General features: G+C 64.9%; 19 protein-coding genes. 10 read left to right on the top strand and 9 right to left on the bottom strand.

Annotated features, from left to right (window positions below; translation table 11 throughout):
* The 3 genes from QQL28_RS25765 to QQL28_RS25775 are packed head-to-tail and all read left to right on the top strand — an operon-like array spanning nucleotide 1 to nucleotide 2,688.
* A complete protein-coding gene (locus tag QQL28_RS25765; RefSeq protein ID WP_284269999.1) occupies nucleotides 1-654 on the top strand; it encodes an amino acid ABC transporter permease in 654 nt (217 codons plus the stop codon).
* On the top strand, nucleotides 651-1,382 hold the full coding sequence (locus tag QQL28_RS25770) for an amino acid ABC transporter ATP-binding protein (RefSeq protein ID WP_284270000.1): 732 nt from the start codon (nucleotides 651-653) through the stop codon (nucleotides 1,380-1,382). The genes QQL28_RS25765 and QQL28_RS25770 overlap by 4 nt, the downstream gene beginning before the upstream one ends.
* Nucleotides 1,383-1,395: 13 nt before the next feature.
* Nucleotides 1,396-2,688, top strand: coding sequence for an NAD(P)/FAD-dependent oxidoreductase (locus tag QQL28_RS25775; RefSeq protein WP_284270001.1), 1,293 nt, complete (start codon nucleotides 1,396-1,398; stop codon nucleotides 2,686-2,688).
* A gap of 47 nt (nucleotides 2,689-2,735) precedes the next feature.
* On the opposite strand, the gene QQL28_RS25780 is transcribed toward QQL28_RS25775, so the two are convergent.
* From QQL28_RS25780 to QQL28_RS25800, 5 genes are all read right to left on the bottom strand, one after another.
* On the bottom strand, nucleotides 2,736-2,957 hold the full coding sequence (locus tag QQL28_RS25780; RefSeq protein ID WP_284270002.1) for a hypothetical protein: 222 nt from the start codon (nucleotides 2,955-2,957) through the stop codon (nucleotides 2,736-2,738).
* A 93-nt stretch (nucleotides 2,958-3,050) separates the two neighbouring features.
* Nucleotides 3,051-4,640, bottom strand: coding sequence for a gamma-glutamyltransferase family protein (locus tag QQL28_RS25785; protein WP_284270003.1), 1,590 nt, complete (start codon nucleotides 4,638-4,640; stop codon nucleotides 3,051-3,053).
* 343 nt (nucleotides 4,641-4,983) lie between these two features.
* Entirely contained in the window at nucleotides 4,984-5,799 is an 816-nt protein-coding gene (locus tag QQL28_RS25790; RefSeq protein ID WP_284270004.1) for an arylamine N-acetyltransferase family protein, read from the bottom strand.
* Nucleotides 5,800-5,931: 132 nt separating this feature from the next.
* Nucleotides 5,932-6,108, bottom strand: a complete 177-nt coding sequence (locus QQL28_RS25795) for a hypothetical protein (RefSeq protein ID WP_284270006.1) — start codon at nucleotides 6,106-6,108, stop codon at nucleotides 5,932-5,934.
* Nucleotides 6,109-6,118: 10 nt separating this feature from the next.
* The gene (locus QQL28_RS25800; RefSeq protein ID WP_284270008.1) at nucleotides 6,119-6,352 is read right to left on the bottom strand and encodes a DUF6894 family protein; all 234 of its coding nucleotides are present in this window, start codon (nucleotides 6,350-6,352) and stop codon (nucleotides 6,119-6,121) included.
* A gap of 246 nt (nucleotides 6,353-6,598) precedes the next feature.
* On the opposite strand from QQL28_RS25800, the gene QQL28_RS25805 reads away from it, so the two are divergent.
* The 7 genes from QQL28_RS25805 to QQL28_RS25835 all read left to right on the top strand — a co-directional run bounded on the left by QQL28_RS25805 (nucleotide 6,599) and on the right by QQL28_RS25835 (nucleotide 17,503).
* Nucleotides 6,599-8,629: a PQQ-dependent sugar dehydrogenase gene (locus QQL28_RS25805; protein ID WP_284270009.1), complete on the top strand. Its 2,031-nt coding sequence runs from the start codon at nucleotides 6,599-6,601 to the stop codon at nucleotides 8,627-8,629.
* 7 nt (nucleotides 8,630-8,636) lie between these two features.
* Nucleotides 8,637-9,527 (top strand): SMP-30/gluconolactonase/LRE family protein, encoded by an 891-nt coding sequence (locus QQL28_RS25810; RefSeq protein WP_284270011.1) that lies wholly within the window; start codon nucleotides 8,637-8,639, stop codon nucleotides 9,525-9,527.
* A 118-nt stretch (nucleotides 9,528-9,645) separates the two neighbouring features.
* Complete coding sequence (locus tag QQL28_RS25815) at nucleotides 9,646-10,671, top strand: histone deacetylase family protein (protein ID WP_284270013.1); 1,026 nt, start codon at nucleotides 9,646-9,648, stop codon at nucleotides 10,669-10,671.
* A gap of 195 nt (nucleotides 10,672-10,866) precedes the next feature.
* A complete protein-coding gene (locus QQL28_RS25820) occupies nucleotides 10,867-14,316 on the top strand; it encodes an AAA family ATPase (protein ID WP_284270015.1) in 3,450 nt (1,149 codons plus the stop codon).
* 309 nt (nucleotides 14,317-14,625) lie between these two features.
* Complete coding sequence (locus QQL28_RS25825) at nucleotides 14,626-15,465, top strand: shikimate dehydrogenase (RefSeq protein WP_284270016.1); 840 nt, start codon at nucleotides 14,626-14,628, stop codon at nucleotides 15,463-15,465.
* A gap of 12 nt (nucleotides 15,466-15,477) precedes the next feature.
* Entirely contained in the window at nucleotides 15,478-16,326 is an 849-nt protein-coding gene (locus QQL28_RS25830; protein WP_284270018.1) for an amidohydrolase family protein, read from the top strand.
* Nucleotides 16,327-16,348: 22 nt separating this feature from the next.
* Entirely contained in the window at nucleotides 16,349-17,503 is a 1,155-nt protein-coding gene (locus QQL28_RS25835) for an ABC transporter substrate-binding protein (protein ID WP_284270019.1), read from the top strand.
* A 140-nt stretch (nucleotides 17,504-17,643) separates the two neighbouring features.
* On the opposite strand, the gene QQL28_RS25840 is transcribed toward QQL28_RS25835, so the two are convergent.
* The 4 genes from QQL28_RS25840 to QQL28_RS25855 all read right to left on the bottom strand — a co-directional run bounded on the left by QQL28_RS25840 (nucleotide 17,644) and on the right by QQL28_RS25855 (nucleotide 21,975).
* Nucleotides 17,644-17,772, bottom strand: a complete 129-nt coding sequence (locus QQL28_RS25840; protein ID WP_284270020.1) for a DUF2474 domain-containing protein — start codon at nucleotides 17,770-17,772, stop codon at nucleotides 17,644-17,646.
* Nucleotides 17,772-18,782, bottom strand: coding sequence for a cytochrome d ubiquinol oxidase subunit II (gene cydB, locus QQL28_RS25845; RefSeq protein ID WP_284270021.1), 1,011 nt, complete (start codon nucleotides 18,780-18,782; stop codon nucleotides 17,772-17,774). Before cydB ends, QQL28_RS25840 begins: the two co-directional genes overlap by 1 nt.
* Entirely contained in the window at nucleotides 18,779-20,176 is a 1,398-nt protein-coding gene (locus QQL28_RS25850; RefSeq protein ID WP_284270022.1) for a cytochrome ubiquinol oxidase subunit I, read from the bottom strand. Before QQL28_RS25850 ends, cydB begins: the two co-directional genes overlap by 4 nt.
* Before the next feature lie 122 nt (nucleotides 20,177-20,298).
* On the bottom strand, nucleotides 20,299-21,975 hold the full coding sequence (locus tag QQL28_RS25855) for a winged helix-turn-helix domain-containing protein (RefSeq protein WP_284270023.1): 1,677 nt from the start codon (nucleotides 21,973-21,975) through the stop codon (nucleotides 20,299-20,301).
* Between the last annotated feature and the right edge of the window lie 223 nt (nucleotides 21,976-22,198).

Genomic DNA, 22,198 nt, shown 5'->3' on the forward strand with positions numbered 1-22,198 from the left:
ATGCAGGGCTTTTGGCGCGACACCGTCGAGTTCTTTCCGATCCTCCTGAACGGCGTCGCGCTCACGATCGTCGTCACCATCGGCTCGCTGATCCTCTCGACGCTGCTCGGGCTGGTCTGGGCCCTGATGCGGGTCTCCGACATCGGCTTCCTCGCAGGCCTGAGCGCCAGCGTGATCAACGTGATCCGCGGCATCCCGATCATCGTGCTGCTGTTCTATCTCTACTTCGTGATGCCCGATCTCGGCGTCACGCTCACCGCCTTGCAGGCCGCGATCCTCGGGCTCGGCATCGCCTATTCGGCCTATCAGGCGGAAAACTTCCGCGCCGGCATCGAGGCGATCGACAAGGGGCAGATCGAGGCGGCGCAGACCATCGGCATGGGCTGGTGGCTCACCATGCGCCGCGTGGTGCTGCCGCAGGCGGTGCGCATCGTGCTGCCGCCCTACGGCAACGTCATGATCATGATGCTGAAGGATTCCTCGCAAGCCTCGACCATCACGGTCGCCGAGCTGGCCTTGCAGGGCAAGCTGATCGCGTCCTCGACCTTCAAGAACACCAGCGTGTTCACGCTGGTGGCGCTGATGTATCTCACCATGAGCATCCCGCTGATCCTTCTGGTCCGTCATTTCGAGAAGCGGGCCGGCAAGCGATGATCGAGCTCGACGACGTCCACAAGAGCTTTGGCAAGGTCGAGGTGCTCAAGGGTATCACCGCGTCCGTCGAGAAGGGCGAGGTGGTCTGCATCATCGGCCCGTCCGGCTCCGGCAAGTCGACCATCCTGCGCTGTATCAACGGGCTCGAAAGCTACGACCGCGGCGGCATCAGCGTCGAGGGCACGCGCGTCGATCGCAATGCGCCGTCGATCGTCTCGATCCGCACCCAGGTCTCGATGGTGTTCCAGCGCTTCAACCTGTTCCCGCATCGCACCGCGCTTGAGAACGTCGTCGAGGGGCCGCTCTACGTGAAGAAGGAGCCACGCGTGCAGGCGATGGAGCGCGGCCGCGCGCTGCTCGCGCAGGTCGGGCTGGCCGAAAAGGCCGACATGCATCCGCCTCAGCTTTCCGGCGGCCAGCAGCAGCGCGTTGCGATCGCGCGCGCGCTCGCGATGCAGCCCAAGGCGATCCTGTTCGACGAGCCGACCTCGGCGCTCGATCCCGAGCTCGTCGGCGAGGTGCTGTCCGTGATGCGCAAGCTCGCCGACGACGGCATGACCATGGTCGTCGTCACCCATGAGATGGGCTTTGCCCGCGACGTCGCCGACCGCGTGCTGTTCATCGACGGTGGCGTCATCGTCGAGCAGGGACCCGCGAAAAGCGTGCTCAACCAACCGCAGCATGCGCGGACGCAGGACTTCTTGCGCCGCGTGCTGCATCCGCTCTGATCCGGTGTCCGACATGACCGCGCCTGCCCGCCTGCCTTTGCCTCCGTCTCTCTACGCCGACACCGCCGCTGTGCCGGTGGCCACGCCGCCGCTCGATGCGGACAAGACCGTCTCCGTGGCGATCGTCGGCGGCGGCTACACCGGCCTCTCCACCGCGCTGCATCTGGCCGAGCAGGGTGTCGACGCGCTGGTGCTGGAGGCGCAGGAGCCGGGCTGGGGCGCATCCGGCAACAATGGTGGCCACACCAATCCTGGATTGAAGCACGACCCCGATCAGATCGAGGCCGATTTCGGCGCCGATCTCGGCCGCCGCATGATCGAATTCTCCTACGGCACGACCAATTTTACCCACGACCTGATCCGCCGCTACCAGATTCCTTGCGAGGCGCGGCAGAGCGGCACGCTGCGCGCGGCCTACAACGAGGCGAGCGCTGCGGCGATCGAAAGCACCGCAAAGCAATGCATTCGCCGCGGCATGCCGGTGACGCTGCTGGGTCGCGAGCAATTGCGTGAGATGACCGGCTCCGACCGCTATGTCTGCGCCATGCTGGATGCGCGTGGCGGCGATCTGCATCCCCTCAGCTACGCCCGTGGCCTGGCACGCGCCGCGATCTCGGCCGGTGCGCGCGTGCACGGCGAGGCGCCGGCGCTCTCCCTGCGTCGCGAGGGCACGCATTGGCGCATCGAGACTCCGCATGCGGTGGTGCGCGCCGACAAGGTGCTGCTCGCCACCAACGGCTTTACGGATGATCTCTGGCCCGCGCTCCGCCGCACCATCGTGCCGGTGTTTTCCTCGATCGCCGCGACCGCGCCGCTCTCCGACGAGGTCGCCCGTTCGATCATGCCGACACGCCCCGTGCTCTACGAGAGTGGGCACATCACGGTCTACTACCGCATCGATCAGCAGAACCGCCTGCTGATGGGCGGTCGCGGTCCGATGCGCTGGATCAATTCGCCGTCCGACGTCGCCTATCTCATGCGCTATGCCGAGCGGCTGTGGCCGCAGCTCAAGGGCACAAGCTGGACCCACGGCTGGAACAGCCGCCTTGCGATCACCAGGGATCATTACCCGCATGTGCACGAGCCAGCGGAGAACATCCTGATCTCGCTCGGCTGCAACGGCCGCGGCGTCGCGCTCTCCACCGCGATGGGCGCGCAGCTCGCACGCCGCCTGATCGGCGGCCGGAGTGCCGAGATCGACATGCCGATCACCGGCATCAAGCCGATCCCGCTGCACGCGTTCTGGCCGGTCGGGGTGACGAGCGCGGTGATCGCCGGTCGGGTGAGGGATCGTTTGGGAATATAGAAAAGCGCCGCCCGATCTCGGGCGGCGCTTGGCGGGTCCGTGCGAATTCAGCAGCGGCCCTGCTTCCACAGGCCGGGCGGGCATCCCCCGCCGCGCCAGCCGACCTTGCGCCCGTGATACCAGCCCGGCGGCGTGCCATGGTGATGTCCATGGAACCCACCGTGGCCGTGGCCGTGTCCATGGCCATGACCGCCTTTGGCGGATGCCGCGTTTGGCATGGCGAAGCCCGCCGCGATGATCAATGTCGCGGCGAGCGCAAGTTTCTTCATACGAAAGCTCTCCTCTTGGGCGTGCGCATCTGTCCGTTCAATGAACTGACATTGATGCGGTAGTCGCCCGCGAATGTGGAGGAGTCGTGACGCTCAGGATTCGGCGACCGCGTCACTCCAGGGTTGAAAGATCTCGACTGCGCCGCTGTTGGTTTCGCCCTCGCGCATCACCACGCTCGGGCAGGCGAACTTCATCGGCACGGCCTGCACCTGCGTCTCCTCATAGTCGAAGCGCGCGGCCAGCGCCTTGCGCGCGTCCTCGGGCAGGCGGCGGTCGCCGGTCACCACGGCGCCTTCGCTGGCGTCGATTCGCGGCTGGTGGATCGCGGCATCAAGGTCCATGCCGTAGTCCATGACGAACGACACAAGCTGCGTCACCGCAGGCAGGATGCGGCGGCCGCCGGAAGCGCCGACGGCGAGGCGTTTGCCGTCCTTGGTTTCGGCGATGACCGGCGTGATGTTGGTGAGGCAGCGTTTGCCGGGCGCCAGCGAGTTGGTCGTGCCGGGCGTCGGATCGAACCACATGATGCCGTTGTTCATGGGAATGCCGGAGTGCGGCGTCAAATATTTCGAGCCGAAGGTGGAGAGCAGCGTCTGCGTCACCGCGGCCATGTTGCCCTGGCGGTCGACCACCGAGAAGTGCGTGGTGCAGCCGGGCGCGAGATATTCGGCGCCGAGCGAGCGTTTTCCCTCAGCATCGCCCATGTCCTTGAGTCGTTCGCGATAGGCCGCTTGCAGGGCGGCCGCGTATTCACCGTAGGCGGTTGCATCCGGTGTGCCTTCCGGCCTGAGGTTCTGCTGCAAGAGCCGCAGAGCATGCGCGAGCGTCGGGCCGGCGGTGAGTTCGGGTGTCGCAAACACCTTGCCGCCGCGATAGGGGATGTTGAGTGGCTCGCGCAGATGGGCGCGGAAAGCGGCGAGGTCTTCGACCGAGAGGGCGCCGCCGTCGGCCCTGATGTCGGACGCGATGCTCCTCGCGAGATCGCCCTGATAGAAGTCGCGCGGACCGGCGGTGGCGAGATGCGCCAGCGTCGCCTGCAATTTTTGCTGCGGCAGACGCGTCTCGGCCTTGATGCCCCACGGCGCGTTTGGCGGCAGGCCGTCGACAAGATACGCCTCCGCGCTGGCGGGATAGCGCCGCAGGTCGGCCGCCGAGTTTGCGATCATCAGCGTCGTCCACCAGTCGACCAGCAGGCCTTCTCCGGCGAGCTTTGCGCTCGGCGCGACCAGGTCCTTCCACGGCAGCTTGGCGTGGCGGCGATGCGCCTCCTCCATGCCGGCGACGACGCCGGGCACGGCGATCGCACCGGGGCCGTGGATGTTGCGGTCGTCCTTCACGCGTGCCCAGGGGAAGAGATCGGAGGCCGAGCCTTGGCCTGTGATCGGATAATCCTCGACGCGCAGGCTTTGCGGCGCACGCATGTTGTAGTCGATCACCTCGTAGCGGTTATCGCTGGCGCGATAGAGCACCATGACGCCGCCGCCGCCGATGCCGCTCATCCAGGGCTCCAGCACGTTCAGCGCGAAGGTGGTGGCGACCACCGCATCGACGCAGTCACCGCCCGCAGCCAGCACCTCCGCCCCGATCTCAGCCGCCCGGCGCGACTGTGCCGCAACGATGCCACCCTTGGCGAGACGGGCGGGCTTGCGGGGCTCTTGGGCATAGCTGAACTGGTGAGGCATCATGTCTCGGGGCCGATTTTGTTGCGTTGGATGGAATTGCACCGGAGCGGCGCAGAGCCGAACAATGGCATATCGCGGCCGACGATCCAGACCGAAGCGCAACATGGCAGGTGTGAAGGAGACGCAAGATGGCGCCGCGCTTCCCTCTCCCCTTGCGGGAGAAGGTGGCATAGGCGGCCTTCGGCCGCCGTTTCTTAACGCCGATGCTCTGCATCGGCGATGGCGCCGGATGAGGGTTGTTTCCGCGAACTCAATTGCATCAGTCTTAGTTGCGGAGAGAGACCCCTCACCCGCCTCGCTTCGCGAGGCACCCTCTCCCACAAGGGGAGAGGGGAAAGCCGCACTACCCCCCGATCCTCGCAAACACCTCCTCGACCGGCACTGGCGGCTCGACGTTGAAGGTCTCGCGCAGCACCTGGCCGAGCTCGTCGGCGCTATCGATCGCGCGCTCGCTGCGTACCTCGCCGTCGCGCGCTTCAATCGTCAGGCGGCGATTGGCGAGCTTGTAGCGCGCATCGGCTGCGACGCGCTCCATGATCAGCGTGCTGGTGAAGGGCGTCGCAGAGCTGGTCGCGGTGAAATAGTTGCCGAGCTCAAAGTCGGACTGGATCTGCGGCACGAGGTCGAACACATACATGGTCCGCCATCCCGGCGGCCGTTGCGCGCTGAGCGAATAGAGGCCGCCAGCCTCGCCGAGCCGGTAGATGCCCATCGCGGTGCGCTGCTCGATGTTCGTCTTGAGCTGCAAGGGCGCGTCGAGCACGCAGGCGCCGAAGCCGACATCGGCGATATAGGGCCCCTCGGGCAGCTCGACCTTGAGCAGCATATGCGTCTTCGGCCCGAGCGGACTGTCGGGCGCGGCCATCCACCGCACGCGCGCGCAAAGGCCCGTCACGGTGAAGCCGATGCGCTCGAGCGCCGCCTTGAACAGCGCATTCTGCTCGAAGCAATAGCCGCCACGCCGGGAGTCGACGAGCTTGGCCTGCACGGCCGGCAGATCGAGAAGGACGGGCTGCCGCAGAAGCGGATTGAGTCCCTCGAACGGGATCGCATTGACGTGAGCGCTGTGGAGTGCGGTGAGGGTGGCGAGGTCCGGCTTCACCTCGCCCTTGTGGCCGATGCGCGCCAGATAGTTGTCCAAGTGCAATTCATTCGGCATCAAATGGTCCCTGCGGCCTGAAACGGCGGGCAGGGTAGACAAGGCTGTTCCCTGGTGAAAGCCTTAAATCGGATCGTGGTGATGGGAAGGATTTTGCGCTGCGGTCCGGTGAGCCAGGACTCGGAGTCGGGCTCAGAGCCGGCCGTCCCCGCGGCGGTTGCCGTGCTTGGCATGCCATTTCGGTCCCGGGCCGCGCATGTAATGCAGCTCGGGACGGTAGGGATTGCCCGCGAGCTTCACCAGCGTCTGGCACCGCGTGGCGATCGCGGAGACGTGGTGGCGAAGCAGCGTGAGCGAAGCGATCAGCATGGCATCGTCCTCAGTGCGGCTTGCCGAGCACGGAGATGAACGGCAGGTCGAAGATCTCCTCGCCGTCATCGTCGCTGACATGCAGGATCCAGTCGCGCCAGTCTTCGTCACCGGGCACCATGATCATCGATTGCATGATCTGCGCGGCGCGGTCGCGCGCCTCGGTCAGGTTCGACACGGCTGTGCCGCGCCGGTCGATCAACATGCCTTCAGTATTCGAGCAGTGAAAATAAACTTGGACCACAGCCGCCTCCTTGGGAGAGCGAATCGATACAACCACCAATATCATTCTGACGATGGCCGAAATATTCGGGTTCAACCCGGTAAGGGAATTTACGGATGATTCGCTTCACGGGACGGTGAGCGCGTTACGGATCATTAACCTTCACCTTCGGCTGGACGGCGCTGATGCGGCGTGGAACTCTCGATTCGCCCGGGTCGGGGGAGGGGTAGCTTGCATTTCACGAGAACAACCTGTGGTCGCCTGTGCATGTTCGCGGGCGTTCTGCTCGCCGGCCTTGGCCTTGCGCCGCCGGCATTCTCCGACCCGATCCGGAAAAGCGGCTATGCGATCGGCTCTGAAACCTGCGGCAGCGGCGATCTCGCCTTCCCGAGACTCAAGATCGACCTGAAGCAGGGGTTTTGCGCAGGTCTCGTCGCCAGTGAAGAGGATCACCTCAAGTTCCCGCGATCGATCGTCCAGATCCCCGGTCATGAGCTGTTCGTGGTCGCCGACATGGGCGGCTGGGGCCACACCGACGGCCGGCTGCTGCTGCTCGATCCCCGCGCGGCGGAGGGCAAGCGCATCAAGGAGCTCATCACGGGGATCGAATATCCCTTTGGTCTGGTGATCGGTCCCGACAAGAAGCTCTATGCTTCCACCGACGAGACGATCTTCCGCGTCGATCCGCTGGCCGACAATCCGCGCAGCACGGTCGAGACCATCCTTCATCGTCTGCCGGGCCGCCGGCTGACATTGCCGGATGGCACCAGGCTCGAGGAGAGCGCGCACCCGCTCAAGCAGTTCGTGTTCGACCGCACCGGGCGGCTGTTCGTCAATGTCGGTTCGCACAGCGATGATTGCATCACCCACCCGCCGATCACGCGGCCATGCGCTCCGGCGGAAGGCGCCTCGGCGCTCGCCGCGATCTGGATGTTCACGCCGCCCTCGGGCGGGATCTTCCCCGCATTGAAACCCACCGATCCCGATCCGCCGCACCAGGTCTATGCGCGCGGCTTGCGCAACTCGATGGCGCTGACACTGCATCCGCAATTTCCCGATCCCGGCTACGCCTTCCTGCAAGGCGAGAACGGCCGCGACCTGCCTGACATCTTCAAGCCGAACGAGGAAATCAACGCGATCGAGCCGGGCAAGCACTATGGCTGGCCCTATTGCTACGACCTCTCGACGGTGAGCCCGGAATTCAGGCTGGTGCTGCAATCGGGTCCTTACAAGAACCTCTGCACCAACGGCGCGCTCTACAAGCAGCCGTTCTCGCTTCTGCCGCCGCATGGCGCCCCGCTCGGCATGCTCTACTATCACGGCCAAAAATTTCCGGAGCTGGAGGGCAGGCTGCTGATCGCGCTTCACGGCTATCGCCCGACCGGCAGCCGCCTGCTGATCTATGAGGTCGACGATCACGGCTTCCCCAAGATGAGTCCGCCGCCGGTCCGCTACCATGCGAGCTGCGCCGCCGAGCCGACGCGCAGCTTCCAGACCGAGGCGGGCGAGGTCGCGGCGGCGCCCTTCGCGGAGCTGATCTCCGGCTGGCACCGCGTCAACGGCGCGCGGCCGCAGGGCGCGCCGGTCGGCATCACCGTTGCGGAGGATGGCGCCATCTGGCTGGTCGAGGACAGGAACCAGACCGTGATCCGCATCGATCGCGCCGAGGGTAATGCGCCGGAGCCGCTCCCCTGCGACATGCGCAGCGCGGCGCAGATCGACCAGCTCGCCGCCTTCGTTGCGCGGGACGCGCAGAACAGCGACCGGCTCTCGGCGCTGCGCAAGGGGCTCGTCGAAAAGCACTGCGTCGGCTGCCATTCGGATTTCGGGCTGAAGCAGGGCCAGCCCGACGCTGAGAAGGATCAGGCCGTGCTGCGCTTCATGCTGTCGCAGGACGGCTGGATCTATCCCGGCGATCCCGAGTCCGGAAAGCTGCGCACGCGCCTGCGCGGGCTCGGGGCGGAGAAATTGATGCCGCCGGGCGGCGAGGCGCTGGCGAGGACCGAGCCGGGCTACGCGCGGCTGCTCGACTATGCGGACTCGCTGGTTGCGAAGATGGTTCCGGGAGCGCGCATGCGCATCAAGCCCGGCCCGCCGACGCGCAAATTCGTAGCGCGCAGCGGCAAGGAATGCGGCGAAATACCGGCCTCCAAGGTCGTCGTCGTGACACAAAGGACCGCTGTAGACAAAGCCGGCTTCAGCCGCTTCTACCGGCCGGCCGATCCCTATCTCAATGGCGAATGCACCGACGACGATGGCTATTATATCCAGCAGAACTTTCTGGTGCCTTTGCAGTAGCATTGTCATGATCGCAGCGGCGTCGCCGGCCCTTGCGCAGACGAAACTGTTCGAAAGCGCGCAGGTGACGCCGGCGGGCGAATACACGTTCGGCATCGAAGGGCCGGCCGTCGATCTCGACGGCAATCTGTTTGTGGTCAATCTCGGCAAGCCCGGCACGATCGGCAGGTTGCCGGCGGGCGGTGCGGCCTCCGAGGCGTTCGTGGAGCTGCCTCAAGGCAGCGTCGGCAATTCCATCCGCTTCGATCGCGACGGCACCATGTTCGTCGCCGACTACAAGGGGCACAACATCTTCGCGCTTGCCAAGGGCAGCGCGGAGCCACGACTCTGGTTTCATTCCGACGAGATGAAGCAGCCCAACGACATCACGATCGCGCGCGACGGCACGATCTATGCGAGCGATCCGAACTGGAAGGGACGCGAGGGGCACGTCTGGCGCATCGCCAAGGCTGCGGACGGATCGGCGCAGGGCCAGCTCATGACGGCGCCGCGCGCAATGGGCACCACCAACGGCATCGATCTCAGCCCGGACGGCAAGACACTTTATGTCGGCGAATCCAACAGCGGCGAGGTCTGGTCTTACGCCATCCGCGGTACAGAGCTCACCGACGCGAAGCTGATCAAGACGTTCCAGCCCGACACCATCGACGGCTTGCGCACCGACGTCAGCGGCAGGCTCTATGTCGCGCGCATTCTCAAGGGCACGATCGCGGTCATGAAGCCCAATGGCGCGGTCCAGCGCGAGGTCGCGTTGAAAGGCAAGGAGCCGACCAACCTCGCCTTCGGCGGCGACGATGGCAAGACCGTCTTCGTCACGCAGCGCCAGGGCGGCTTCATCGAGGCCTTCCGCACCGATCAGCAGGGCCGCGAGCATTGCCTGCAACGCGGCCGTTGCTGAGCCACGATCCGCGCTACACGCAAGGCACGTGCGCAAGATGCGGCATTGTTCTTGCTTGCATCGTAGCGCCGCCGGGATCAAGAGACATCAGCGATCCCAAGGCAATGGAGCCGCCCACGTGAAAGCCGTCTGCACCGAACTGCATCGCAGCCACGATCCGCAATTCTTTCTTGTGCGCGGGGTCGTCAAGCGCACGACCGAACAGCCCGAGCGCGCGGACCGGCTGCTCAAGGGTTTGAAGGACGGCAAGCACCAACTGGTCGAGCCGACCACATTCGGGCAGGGGCCGCGCGCGCGTGTTCATAGTCCGGAATATCTCGCCTTCCTCTCCGAGGCCTGGGACGCCTGGACCGCGCTCGGCGATTCCGGTCCGGAGATGATCGGCAACATCCATCCGGTGCGGCATGCGGCGACCTATCCGACGCATATCGTCGGCAAGCTCGGCTGGCACACCGCGGATACCGCTGCGCCGATCGGGCCGGGCACCTGGACTGCAGCCTGCGCAGCGACGGATGTTGCGACCACCGCGGCGCAGCTCGTGATGGACGGCGAGGGTGCGACCTACGCGCTCTGCCGTCCGCCCGGCCATCACGCCTATCGCGACATGGCCGGCGGCTTCTGCTTCCTCAACAACAGCGCGGTCGCGGCCGCGCATCTGCGGCTGAAGCACGAGCGCGTCGTGATTCTCGACGTCGACGTGCATCACGGCAACGGCACGCAAGGCATCTTCTATGCGCGGCCGGACGTCTACACGATCTCGATCCATGCCGATCCGGTCGCGTACTATCCGTTTGTGTGGGGCTATGCGCATGAGCGCGGCGAGGGCGCGGGGCTCGGCACCAATCTCAACATCCCGCTGCCGATCGGCACGGGCGACGACGGCTACATGCAGGCGCTCGCGCGCGCCAAGACGGCGATCGACGCGTTCGCGCCCGGCGCGCTCGTCGTGGCGCTTGGCCTGGACGCCTCCGAGCACGATCCGCTGAAGGGGCTTGCCGTCACCACGCCCGGCTTCCGCCGTATCGGCCAGGCGATCGCGCGGATGGGATTGCCGACCGTGTTCGTGCAGGAGGGCGGCTATCTCTCCGATATCCTCGGTGCGAATCTGACCTCAGTGCTCGCGGGGTTTGAAGAGGCGCGGTGAGGCCTGCCTCGCGCGGTGAAAAACCGGATTTTGCGTGAGCAAATGCCGGCTGAGTGGATGCCGTGCCTTTTCGATCCAGTTGAGCTAGTCTTCAAAAAACTGTGAGACCTATCCAGGCCGAGGTGAAGTTTTGGCTCTCAAAATTGTAGTTGAGGGCGTATTCTCTTCGACGGAGTTCAGTCGAACGGAAGCAGCATGCTGGAGACCGAGCCGGGCGCGGCGACGGAAACGGGTTTGAAAGGCTGGCTCGAGGGCGCGGGGCTCGGCCAATACACCGAACTTTTTGCACAGCATCGTCTCGATCTCGACGTGCTGCCCGATCTGACGGAGGCCGATCTCGCGGAGCTCGGCCTGCCGCTCGGCGATCGCAAGCGGCTGCGCCGGGCATTGGCGACGCTGCTCTCGCCCGAGCCGGCCGAGCCTCCGCCCGCCCCGCGTCCCACGGCGCGCGCCGAGGTCGGTGCCGAGCGGCGGCAGCTCACCACCATGTTCTGCGACATGGTGGATTCGACCCCGCTCTCGGCCCGGTTCGACCCCGAAGACGTGCGCGACATGATCGCGAGCTTCCGCGAAACCTGCGTCCGCGTGGTCAAGCATTATGAAGGTTTTGCCGCCCGCTTCGTCGGTGACGGCATTTTGGTCTATTTCGGCTATCCGACCGCGCATGAGGACGATGCCGAGCGCGCGGTGCGCGCCGGGCTCGAGATCGTGCGGGTGCTGTCGTCGGCCCGCGCGATCGAGCCGCGTGGCGCGCTCAGCCATGCGCCGGCGGTGCGCATCGGCATCGCCACCGGTCTCGTCGTGGTCGGCGATCTCGTCGGGCAGGGCACCGAGGAGCGCGATTCCGCAGTCGGCGAAACCGTCAATCTCGCCGCGCGGCTCCAGGGATTGGCGCCGCCGAACGGCGTGGTCATTTCCGCCTCCACGCAGTCGCTGCTCAAGGGCAAGTTCGACTACCGCAATCTCGGCGTCCAGGCGCTCAAAGGGCTTTCCGAGAAGGTCCAGGCCTGGCACGTGGTGCGGCCTTCGCGCGTGGAGACGCGCTTCGCCGCGTCCATGGGTGCGCGGCTGACGCCGCGCGTCAATCGCGAGGAGGAGGTCTCGCTGCTGACGGGGCGCTGGCAGCAGGCGAGACAGGGCGACGGACAGGTCGTGGTGCTGTTCGGCGAGCCCGGCATCGGCAAGTCCCGCATCGTCCAGGAGATCTTTGCGGCCATCGCGGGCGAGCGGCACGGGCAGGTCTCGTTCCAGTGCTCTCCATACTATACTTCGACCGCGTTCCATCCGTTCAGCGCGCAGCTCAAATTCGCGCTCGGGCTCGACCGCGAGGATGCGAACGCGACATCACTTGCCAATCTCGAGGCGGCAGTGGCCGCCACGGGAAGCGACGTCGCGCAGGTGACCCCGCTGTTTGCCGCGCTGCTGTCGATCGCGACGGGAGATCGTTACCCGCCGCTCGATTTGTCGCCGCAGCAGCAGAAGGACGCGACGGTGTCCGCCATCGTCAGCCATGTGCTCGGGCTCGCGCGCGAGCAGCCGCTGGTGATCGCCTTCGAGGACCTGCACTGGATCGATCCGACCTCGCGCGAGGTCATCGATCTCCTGGTCGACAAGGTGCAGGGCCAGCCGATCCTCGTCGTCATCACCGCGCGGTCGGAATTTCAGCCGAGCTGGAATGCGCATTCGCACATCACGACGCTGGTCTTGAACCGCCTGAGCCGGCAATTGCGCACGACCCTGGTCGAGCGCGTCGCGGGCCGGGAGCTGCCCAAGGAGATCGTCGAGGAGATCATCGTCAAGACCGACGGCGTGCCGCTGTTCCTGGAGGAGTTGACCAAGACCGTCCTCGAATCCAACCTTTTGACCGAACGGCACGGCCGCTACGTGCTGTCCGGCGAGTGGCGGCAGCTCGCGATCCCGGCGACGCTGACGGATTCGCTGATGGCGCGCCTCGACCGCATGGGCCCGTTCAAGAAGATCGCGCAGATCGGCGCCACCATCGGCCGCGAATTCTCCTACGAGACGCTGCACGCCGTCGCCAACACGCCGGCCGACCAGATCGAGGCGGCGCTCGATCATCTGGAGGAAGCCGGCCTGATCGTGCGCCACGGCCACCCGCCGGATGCGCTCTATGCGTTCAAGCACGTGATGATCCAGAACGCGGCGCATGCGAGCCTGTTGCACAGCGAGCGGCGCAAGCTGCATGCGCGGATCGCCCAGGTGCTCGCCGAGATGTATCCGGAGAAGACCGCGCGCGAGCCCGAGCTTCTCGCCCATCATCTGACCGAATCCGGCCAGAGCGAGGGCGCCGCGGACTTCTGGCTGAAGGCCGGCAGGCAGGCGGCGAAGACCGGCGCCAATCTGGAGGCGATCGGGCACTTGCGCAGGGGCCTGAGCGTCGTGCAGGCCAACGCGCGCATGCAGGGCGCCGACCGGATCGAGCTCGATCTGCGCATCGCGCTCGGCAACGCGCTGATCGCGGCCAAGGGCTACGCGGTGCAGGAGGTCGAGGAGAACTACATCCGCGCGCTCGAGCTCGGCCGGCAGCTCGACGACGAGGAGAAGGCGTTCGCGGCGACGCGCGGCCTCTGGGTCTGCCATTTCATCCGCGCCGACCTGACGCGCGCGCACGATCTCAGCGTCGAGCTGTTGAAGTTCGCCAAGCGCGTGCGGTGGAATGAGCGGGCGCAGCCCGCGCAGAAAACCGGCTATCTCATGGAGGCCCATCGCGCCATCGCGATGACCATGCTCTATCGCGGGCGTTTCGCGGCGTCCCAGCATCATCTGCACCGCTGCATCAACCTCTATAGCGTGGATCTGCACGCCGACCTGGTGGTGCGGCACGGCACCGATCCCGGCGTCGTGTCGCGGTCCTATCTCGGCTATCTCCTGTGGTTCCTTGGCCGCTCCGATGCGGCCCGCCAGCACAGCGAACAGGCAATCGCCAACGCCGAGAAGATGCGACATCCCTTCACGCTCGCCTTCGCGCTGGTGTTCGGCGCCTATCTCTGCCAGCACCTGCGCGACGTCGAAGGCACCCGCGATTACGCCAACCGCGCCATGATCATCGCCACCGAGCACAATTTCCTGCACTGGAAGCAGCAGGCTGCGATCCTGCGCGGCTGGGCGTTGACGCAGCTCGGCGAGGTCGACGACGGCCTGAGCCAGATGCGGGTCGGCCTCGACGAGTACGAGGCGATGGATTCCTGGCTCGCTGGCTGCTGGTTCAGATGCCTGTTGGCCGAGGCCTATGCGACAGCCGGTTTCCGCGAAGCGGCCTTGCGCGCGCTCGACGGCGCGCTGGCAACCGCGCGGCGCACCGGTGATCACTTCTACCTCGCCGAGGTCTATCGGTTGCAGGGCGAGATCACGCTCAGCGAGGGCGGGCCGACCTCGGCCCGTGATGCCGAGGATCTCTATGAGATCTCGCTCGACGTCGCCCGCAAGCAGGGCGCTCTGTCCTGGGAGCTCCGGACCACGATCAGCCTGGCGCGCCTTTGGAAGAACGCCGGCAAGGCCGGGCAGGCCGAACGGCTGCTTGGTCTCATCGTCGGCAAGTTCAGCGAAGGCTTCCTGACGCCGGACCTGGCGCAGGGGGTGCAGCTGTTGAAGGAGCTCGGCACCGAGGCCTACCCGGTGCAATGAGCGAGCGTGCCGCCGCGCGACCTTCGCGCGCTCGCGCAGATGATCCCACATCGTCATGGCCGGGCTTGTTCCCGGCCATCCACGAACTTTTCCGCCGCACGAAGACCGTGGATGCCCGGGACAACAAGCCCGGCCATGACGCGTTTGTAGGGCCCGAGATTCATATTGCCTGCGATTGGCGTTCCGCTTAATAGTCTTGTACAGTTGACCAAGAATAAAGTTCGGCCGGCCACCTTTCGCGCAGGTAAGGGCCGGTCGACGCGCGGCCATGAGTGCGCGCGTCGCGCCAACGGAGGATGGATCGAAAGCATGTCCGCAAGCGGCTTTGGACTCGCCGGCATCATCGGAATGCCGGTCGCGCATTCGCGCTCGCCGGTGATTCACAATCATTGGCTGAATGCCCACGGCATCCGCGGCGTCTATGTGCCGCTCGCGGTCCAGCCCGAGCGGCTGAAGGACGCGCTGCCCGGCCTTGTCGCCCTCGGCTTCCGCGGCTGCAACGTCACCATGCCGCACAAGCAGACGGCGATGGCGCTGCTCACGCGCGTCAACGACACCGCGCGCCGCATCGGGGCCGTCAACACCATCGTCGTCGAAGAGGACGGCACGCTCTCCGGCTTCAATAATGACGGCAACGGCTTTGTGCAGAGCCTGCGCGATGCGCGTGCGGACTGGCGTGCCGACGAGGGGCCGATTTTGCTGCTCGGCGCCGGCGGTGCCTCGCGTGCGGTGGTGGTGGCGCTGCTCGAAAACGGCGCGCGCGAGATCCTGATCGCCAACCGCACGGCGGACAAGGCGGAAGCCTTGGCGAAAGAGTTCGGTGCAAATGTCCGCACTCTCGCCTGGGCCGACCGCAGCGCCGCCGTCGCGGACAGGGCGCTGGTCGTCAACTGCACCGATCGCGGCATGGTCGGCAAGGACGCACTCGAGATCGACCTGTCGCGGCTGAAGCCGTCGACGCTGGTTGCGGATCTCATCTATACGCCGCTCGAGACCCCATTCTTGGCCGAGGCCCGCGCGCGCGGCTGCAAGACCGTGAACGGGCTTGGCCTCCTGCTCAACCAGGCGCGGCTCGCCTTCAAGGCCTGGTTCGGTGTCATGCCCGACGTGACACCGGAGCTCATCAAGGCCATCGAAGCGACCTTCTAGAAGCACTTCGCCATGACCCTGCCGGCGTGTCCCAAGATCGATTGCCACATCCACGCCATTGATCCCGCGCGGTTTCGGTACGCGCCCGACACGCCCTATCGGCCAAGCGGGCAGGAGATCGCGCCGGCCGCACAGCTGCTCCGTGTGCTCGACGTCTACGATGTCAGGCACGCGCTCGTCGTCGCCACCAACACCGGCTATGGCAGCGACAGCCGCATCCTGCTCGACACGCTCGCGCAAGGGAAAGGCCGCTTCAGGGGTGTCGCGGTCGTCGAGAACGACGTCGATGTGAGGGAGCTGGAGCGGCTCAAGGCAGCCGGTGTGATCGGCGTCGCCTTCAACGTTCCATTCCACGGCACCGATTATTATCGCAACACCGCGCCGCTCCTGGCGAAGCTGACAGATTTCGGCCTGTTCCTCCAGATCCAGGTCGAGCAGGATCAACTGCTCGCCTTGCTGTCGCTGATCGAAAAGTCCGACGTCAAGCTGGTGATCGATCATTGCGGGCGGCCGTCGGTCGAGCAGGGCCTCAACGGCAAAGCCTTCCAGGCGCTGCTGGCGATCGGCCGCACGCGCGATGCGCACATCAAGCTGTCGGGCTACTACAAATTCTCGAAGCTGCCGCATCCCTACGAAGACGCCTGGCCGTTCATCACGGCGCTGGTCGAGGCCTTCACACTCGATCGCTGCGTCTGGGGCTCGGACTATCCGTTCCTGCGCGCCCCGGAGCGGCTGGATTATGGGCCGCTGCTCGCGGTGCTGAGCCGGCTCTTTCCCGATCCGGCCGATCAGCACCGCCTGTTGTGGCGAACGCCGGCACGACTGCTCGGCTTCGACAGCATCGCCGATCAATCAGCATAACAAATAATGGAGGGAGAACGTCATGAAGGCTTTGGGACAATGGAGCGGCATCGTCGCCGCCGCGTCGCTATGGGCAGGTCTCGCGCAGGCGCAGACGACCGTCTACATCCCCGATGTCGTCGAGCTGTCCGGCCCCGGCGCGGTCTCCGGCACCAATTGGCGCGACGGCGTTGCGCTGGCGATCGACGAAATCAACGCCTCCGGCGGCATCCTGGGCCGCAAGATCGCGACCGAGCATCTCGACACCCAGAGCAATCCCGGCGTCTCCCGCGCCCAGGTGCAGAAGGTCCTGGACAAGGACCCGTATGTGGTGCTCGGCCCGATCTACTCCGGCTCGGTCAAGGTCAACATGGCGCTGACGCAAGCGGCCGAGATTCCGCAGATCGTCGGCGCGGAAGCTGCTGACATCACCACGCAGGGCAATCCCTGGGTGTTCCGCACCGCCTTCGGTCAGCAGTTCTCGATGCCGAAGATCGCCAACTATCTGCACGACAAGCTCAAGGTGAAGTCGGTCGCGGTGGTCTGGGTCAACAATGATTTCGGCAAGGGCGGCCGCGACAATTTCGTCAAGGAAATGAAGACGCGCAATATCGACGTCGCGGCCGATATCTCGACCGAGCAGGGCCAGGTCGATTTCGGCTCCGACGTCATCAAGCTGAAGAGTGCCAAGGCCGATGCCGTCTTCGTCTACACCAACGAGGAGGAGAGCGCGCGCTTCCTGATCGAAGCGCGACGGCAGGGCCTGTCGACGCCGCTGTTCGGCGAGACCACGCTGCTCAGCCAGAAGGTCGTCGAGCTCGCCGGCCCCGCCGCCAACGGCGTGCGCGGCCATGTCGGCCTTTCCGCCGATGCGCCGGTCCCCGCGATCCAGGACTTCGCGAAAAAATTCAGCGCGCGCTACAAATACTGGCCCGACCACAATGGCATCAAGGGCTACACCGCAGTCTATCTCGTCAAATACGTCACCGAGACGATCGGCAAGTTCGACAACAAGGCCTTCGGTGCGGCCATGAAAGGCCTGACGCTGACGCCGGACAAGGCGCCCGGCATGCTGATGGAAGCGACCTGGGACCAGAATGGCGACATCGACCGCGCGAGCTTCCTGGCCGAGATCGTCGACGGCAAGCAGAAGATCGTCGAGACGCTGCCGAAGCTGAAGGGCGGGAAGGCGGAATGAAGGCGGGCGCTTCGGCGCCGTCCGTGCCCCTTGCAAGGCGGCGTCCCCGTGGACTTGGTGGCGTGACGCCGTGACGCCGCCGCCTCATTTGAAAACCTCGCAGCATTTTTCGCCCCCGGAACCCTCGCGCAGAACCTGCATTATTTCGGGGCTATCCAGAGCCGCAAGGCGAACGAAATCAGCGCCACCGTGCCGACGCCCCCGAGCCAGAGCGCTGCGAACCACAACAGCCGTTGCGCGAGCGGGCGCGGATTCGGATCGGGCGGCATCAATGATACCCGCTTCCAGGGTGTACCTTGCCACGAAACACCCAGTAGGCCCACGCGGTATAGCCGAGGATCAGGGGGATGAGCACGGAGACGCCGAACAGCAGGAAGATCTGGCTCTTTTCCGGCGCGGCTGCCTGCCAAATCGTGATGCTCTGCGGCACGATGTAGGGATACATGCTGATGCCCAGCCCGGCATAGGACAACGCAAACAGTGCAAGCGACAGAAAGAATGGCTGGTAGTCGTATTTGTTGGCGAGCGCGCGGAGCAGCAGCACGGCAATCGCGGTGACCGCGATCGGCACCGGCGCGGTGAAGATGATATTCGGCCAGGCGAACCAGCGCTGCGCGTATTGCACATGCAGGAGCGGCGTTGCGATGCTGACCGCGACGATCGCCCCCAGCATGGCGATCAACAATAGCCAGCTCAGACGATAGGCGCGGTCGCGCAATGTTCCTTCGGTCTTCATGACGAGCCAGGTCGCGCCGAGCATCGAATAGCCGATCACGAGCGACACGCCGGTGAGGATCGAGAACGGCGTCAGCCAATCCCACCAGCCGCCGGCATATTGCCGCGCCTCGACGTCGACGCCCTGCAGGATGGCGCCGAGCGCGATGCCCTGCGCCAGCGCCGCAAGCCACGAGCCGCCGGCAAAGGCAATGTCCCAAGGGTTGCGTTCCGCCTGCGCGCGCCAGCGGAATTCGAAGGCGACGCCGCGGAAGACGAGCGCGATCAGCATCGCGATCATGGGCGTGTAGAGCGCGGGCAGCAGCACGGCGTAGGCGAGCGGAAATGCCGCCATCACGCCGCCGCCGCCGAGCACGAGCCAGGTCTCATTGCCGTCCCACACCGGCGCCACGCTGTTCATGATCACGTCGCGGTCGGCTTTCGCCGGAAACAGCGGAAAAAGAATGCCGAGCCCGAGGTCAAAGCCATCCATCACCACATAGACGAAAATGGCAAAGGCAATAATGAGCGCCCAAATCGTCGCGAGGTCGATGGCGAGGCTCATTGGATCACCCCTTCGATCGCAGGCGTGATGCCGGCCGTACGTGTCGGCATCTCGTGCGGCGGTCCGGCTTCACCGGGATGCGGGGGCTGCGCCATCAGCCGCAACAGATAGGTCAGGCCGGCGGCATACACGACGAAATAGGCGATGACAAAGGCGAGCAGTGAGGAGCCGACGGCGGGGGCCGCCAGAGGCGAAGCGGATTCGGCAGTCCGTAGCAGATTATACACCGTGAACGGTTGCCGTCCGGTCTCGGTGGTGATCCAGCCCGCGAGCACGGCGATGAAGCCGGCCGGTCCCATCAGAACCGCAAAGACATGCAGCAGCCGCGAGTCGAACAACGTTCGACGCCAGCGGCACCAGAGGCTGAACAGGCCGAGGCCGAACATCAGGAAGCCCATGCCGACCATGATGCGGAACGACCAGAAGGTGATCGGCACCGGCGGCCAGTTTTCGCGTGGCACTGTGTCGAGGCCCGGCATCGGAGCGTACGGCCAGTGCTTCAGGATCAGCGAGCCCATCCTGGGAATTTCGAGGGCGTATTTGACTCTCCCTTCCTGCTGGTCGGGCAGGCCGAACAGGATCAACGGCGCACCATCGGGATGGCTCTGGTAATGGCCCTCCATACCCATGATCTTCACGGGCTGGTGCTCCAGCGTGTTGAGGCCGTGCTGGTCGCCGGCGAGTATCTGGATCGGCGCCACGAGGGTGGCCATCCACATTGCCATGGAGAACATCACGCGGGGGCCGGCGAGATGCGGGTCGCGCAGCAGATGAAACGCACCGACCGCGCCGACCACCAGCGCCGTGGTGAGGTAGGCCGCCAGCACCATATGCACGAGGCGATAAGGAAAGGACGGATTGAAGATCACCTTGAGCCAATCCACCGGAACGAACTGGCCATCGGCGTTCACCGCATAGCCAGTCGGGGTCTGCATCCAGGAATTGGAGGAGAGAATCCAGAACGCCGAGATCAGCGTGCCGATCGCGACCATCAGCGTGGCCAGGAAATGCAGCCGGGGGCCGACGCGCTTGAGGCCGAACAGCATCACGCCGAGGAAGCCGGCCTCGAGGAAGAACGCGGTGAGCACCTCATAGGCCATCAGCGGGCCGATCACAGGACCGGTCCTGTCGGCGAAGACTGACCAGTTGGTTCCGAACTGGTAGGCCATCACGATGCCCGATACTACGCCCATACCGAAGGCGACCGCAAAGATCTTGAGCCAGTAATTGAACAGGTTGAGGAAGACCTCGCGACCGGTCAAAAGCCACCGCGCTTCCAGCACGGCAAGGTAACTCGCAAGCCCGATCGAGAACGCGGGGAACACGATGTGGAATGACATCGTGAAAGCGAATTGTGCGCGGGCGAGCGCGACCGCATCCCATCCTTCGAACATGACGTACCTCTTCGACCTACGCGATCAATTGTCCTTCGGGATCTCGGCGTATGCAATACCGGTAAGGTTACCCCTGTGCGCAGATCACCTCGTTGCCAAGGCGAGTACCTTGGCCGAGATAGTCATTCGGGCAGCCCTGCTTGCCGCAATCCTTCTTCATATCGCGCGACGTCCTCGGCACGTCGATAAGGGCCAAGCACATCCTTGAGATTGGAAAGGCGCAGCGTGGGGCTCAGTTCTCGCAGCCGAGCCACTGCCTTGCGTGCTTGCTCCGGTCGACCGGCCATTGCGTTGCTTGCGGCGGTGATACGTAATCCAGGTCGATAGTCCGGACTGCACTGCAATGCCATTGCCGCCCATGATGCCGCTTCGTCATAGCGCTCCAAAAAGAAATGTGCATACGCGGTCCCGGCTCGCATGCCCATCAGCCACGGATCAAGTGGGCTCAGGCGAATGGCACGTGCGAAGCGCTCGATTGCCGATTCCGGCTCGCCGAGCCAGAGCTTTACCCAGCCGCCGAAATTCCATGCCTCAGCCAAATTGGAATTAAGCGCGAGCGCACGATCAACTAAGCCGGCACCTACCCCGAGATCCCCAACGACAAACGCTAACGCATTCCCGCCGGCGGAGAGCGCGATCGCGTCATCCTTGCCCAACTCAACTGCCCGTTGGGTGAGCTTCTTCACTTCGGCAATCGCGTTCGCTATGTCCGGAATCCAGCCATTGATCCTAGCAATGAGGTAGCAAGAGGCTGCGCGACCGTAGGCGGTGGCAAATTCCGGGTCGAGCTCGATCGCGCGGTTGAACAGACGCAATGCCTCGTCGTTCGCTTGCCGGTTCCCAAACTGATGAAGCCGGGCCAGACCGCGCAAATAGAGGGCATAGGCGTCGAGACTAGTGGTCGGCTTGCGTTTGGCGCGCTCGATCTCAGCTTTTTCCACCGCAGGCGCAATCGCCCCGACAACGCTCTCAGTCACCTGGTCCTGCAAATCGAAGATGTCGCCGAGCTCGCCATCAAACCGATCGGCCCAAATATGTGCTCCAGTAGCGGTATCGACGAGTTGTCCCGTAATGCGCACTCGGTTTGCCGCCTTGCGAACGCTGCCTTCCAACACGTAGCGCACCCCAAGCTCACGCCCCACCTGCTTCACGTCGACGGCGCGGGCCTTGTAGGTGAAGCTTGAGTTTCGGGCGATGACAAATGGCGCCTTGAAACGGGACAGCGCCGTGATGATGTCCTCGGCCATTCCATCGGCAAAGTATTCCTGTTCGACATCGCCAGACATATTCTGGAACGGAAGCACCGCAATGGAGGGCCTGTCGGGCAGCGGAGGCGGGCTCTCGGCCTCGGCAGCAAGAACTGGCGCAGCCTCTCGCGTTTCAGTAGGCGCACCGACCTCAAAGGTCCTGATTGGCTCCTGAATGTCCTTTCCATGTTGAACGCCAAGATCCGTACCTGGGTCGGTGACCGAGGCTAGCGCGGGCATTTCTTCCTCGATGATCTTGCCAACGAACCGGAGGCCTCTGCGAGAAACCGTCCGGATCAGGCGTTGCTCCTTGCCGGTATCCCCGATTGCCTTGCGCACGGCATTGACGTGGCTGGTCAGCGTGGATTCGGACACGATACGTCCTTGCCACACCGCCTCCAGAAGATCGTCCCTTGTCACGACCTGTTCCCGGTTCTGGACCAGGAAGAGCAGCAGATCGAACACCTTCGGTCCAATGGGGATGAGCTCGGAGCCTCGCTTGAGCTCGCGCCGATTAGCATCGAGGCAATAATCTTCGAACAGAAACGGCACTTCTGATCCTTCTTGGACAAGAAGCCAAGGAAAACTCAATCGCAATTCAGGCCGACTGCAAGGTTTTTTCCGCCCGAAACAGTACACATTTTCTCAGCCTTCGGGAACAAGCCGGTTCGAGAAATGGCTGGCGCCGCCCGGCGCGCGACGCGCGCTGAGCTTCGCAATCAACGCAGCAAATCTGGCCGCGCCTGGTCACGGCCCCGCCACCTGCATCGCCTCC

The sequence above is a fragment of the Bradyrhizobium iriomotense genome (assembly GCF_030160715.1).
GTDB classification, from domain to species: Bacteria; Pseudomonadota; Alphaproteobacteria; order Rhizobiales; family Xanthobacteraceae; genus Bradyrhizobium; species Bradyrhizobium iriomotense.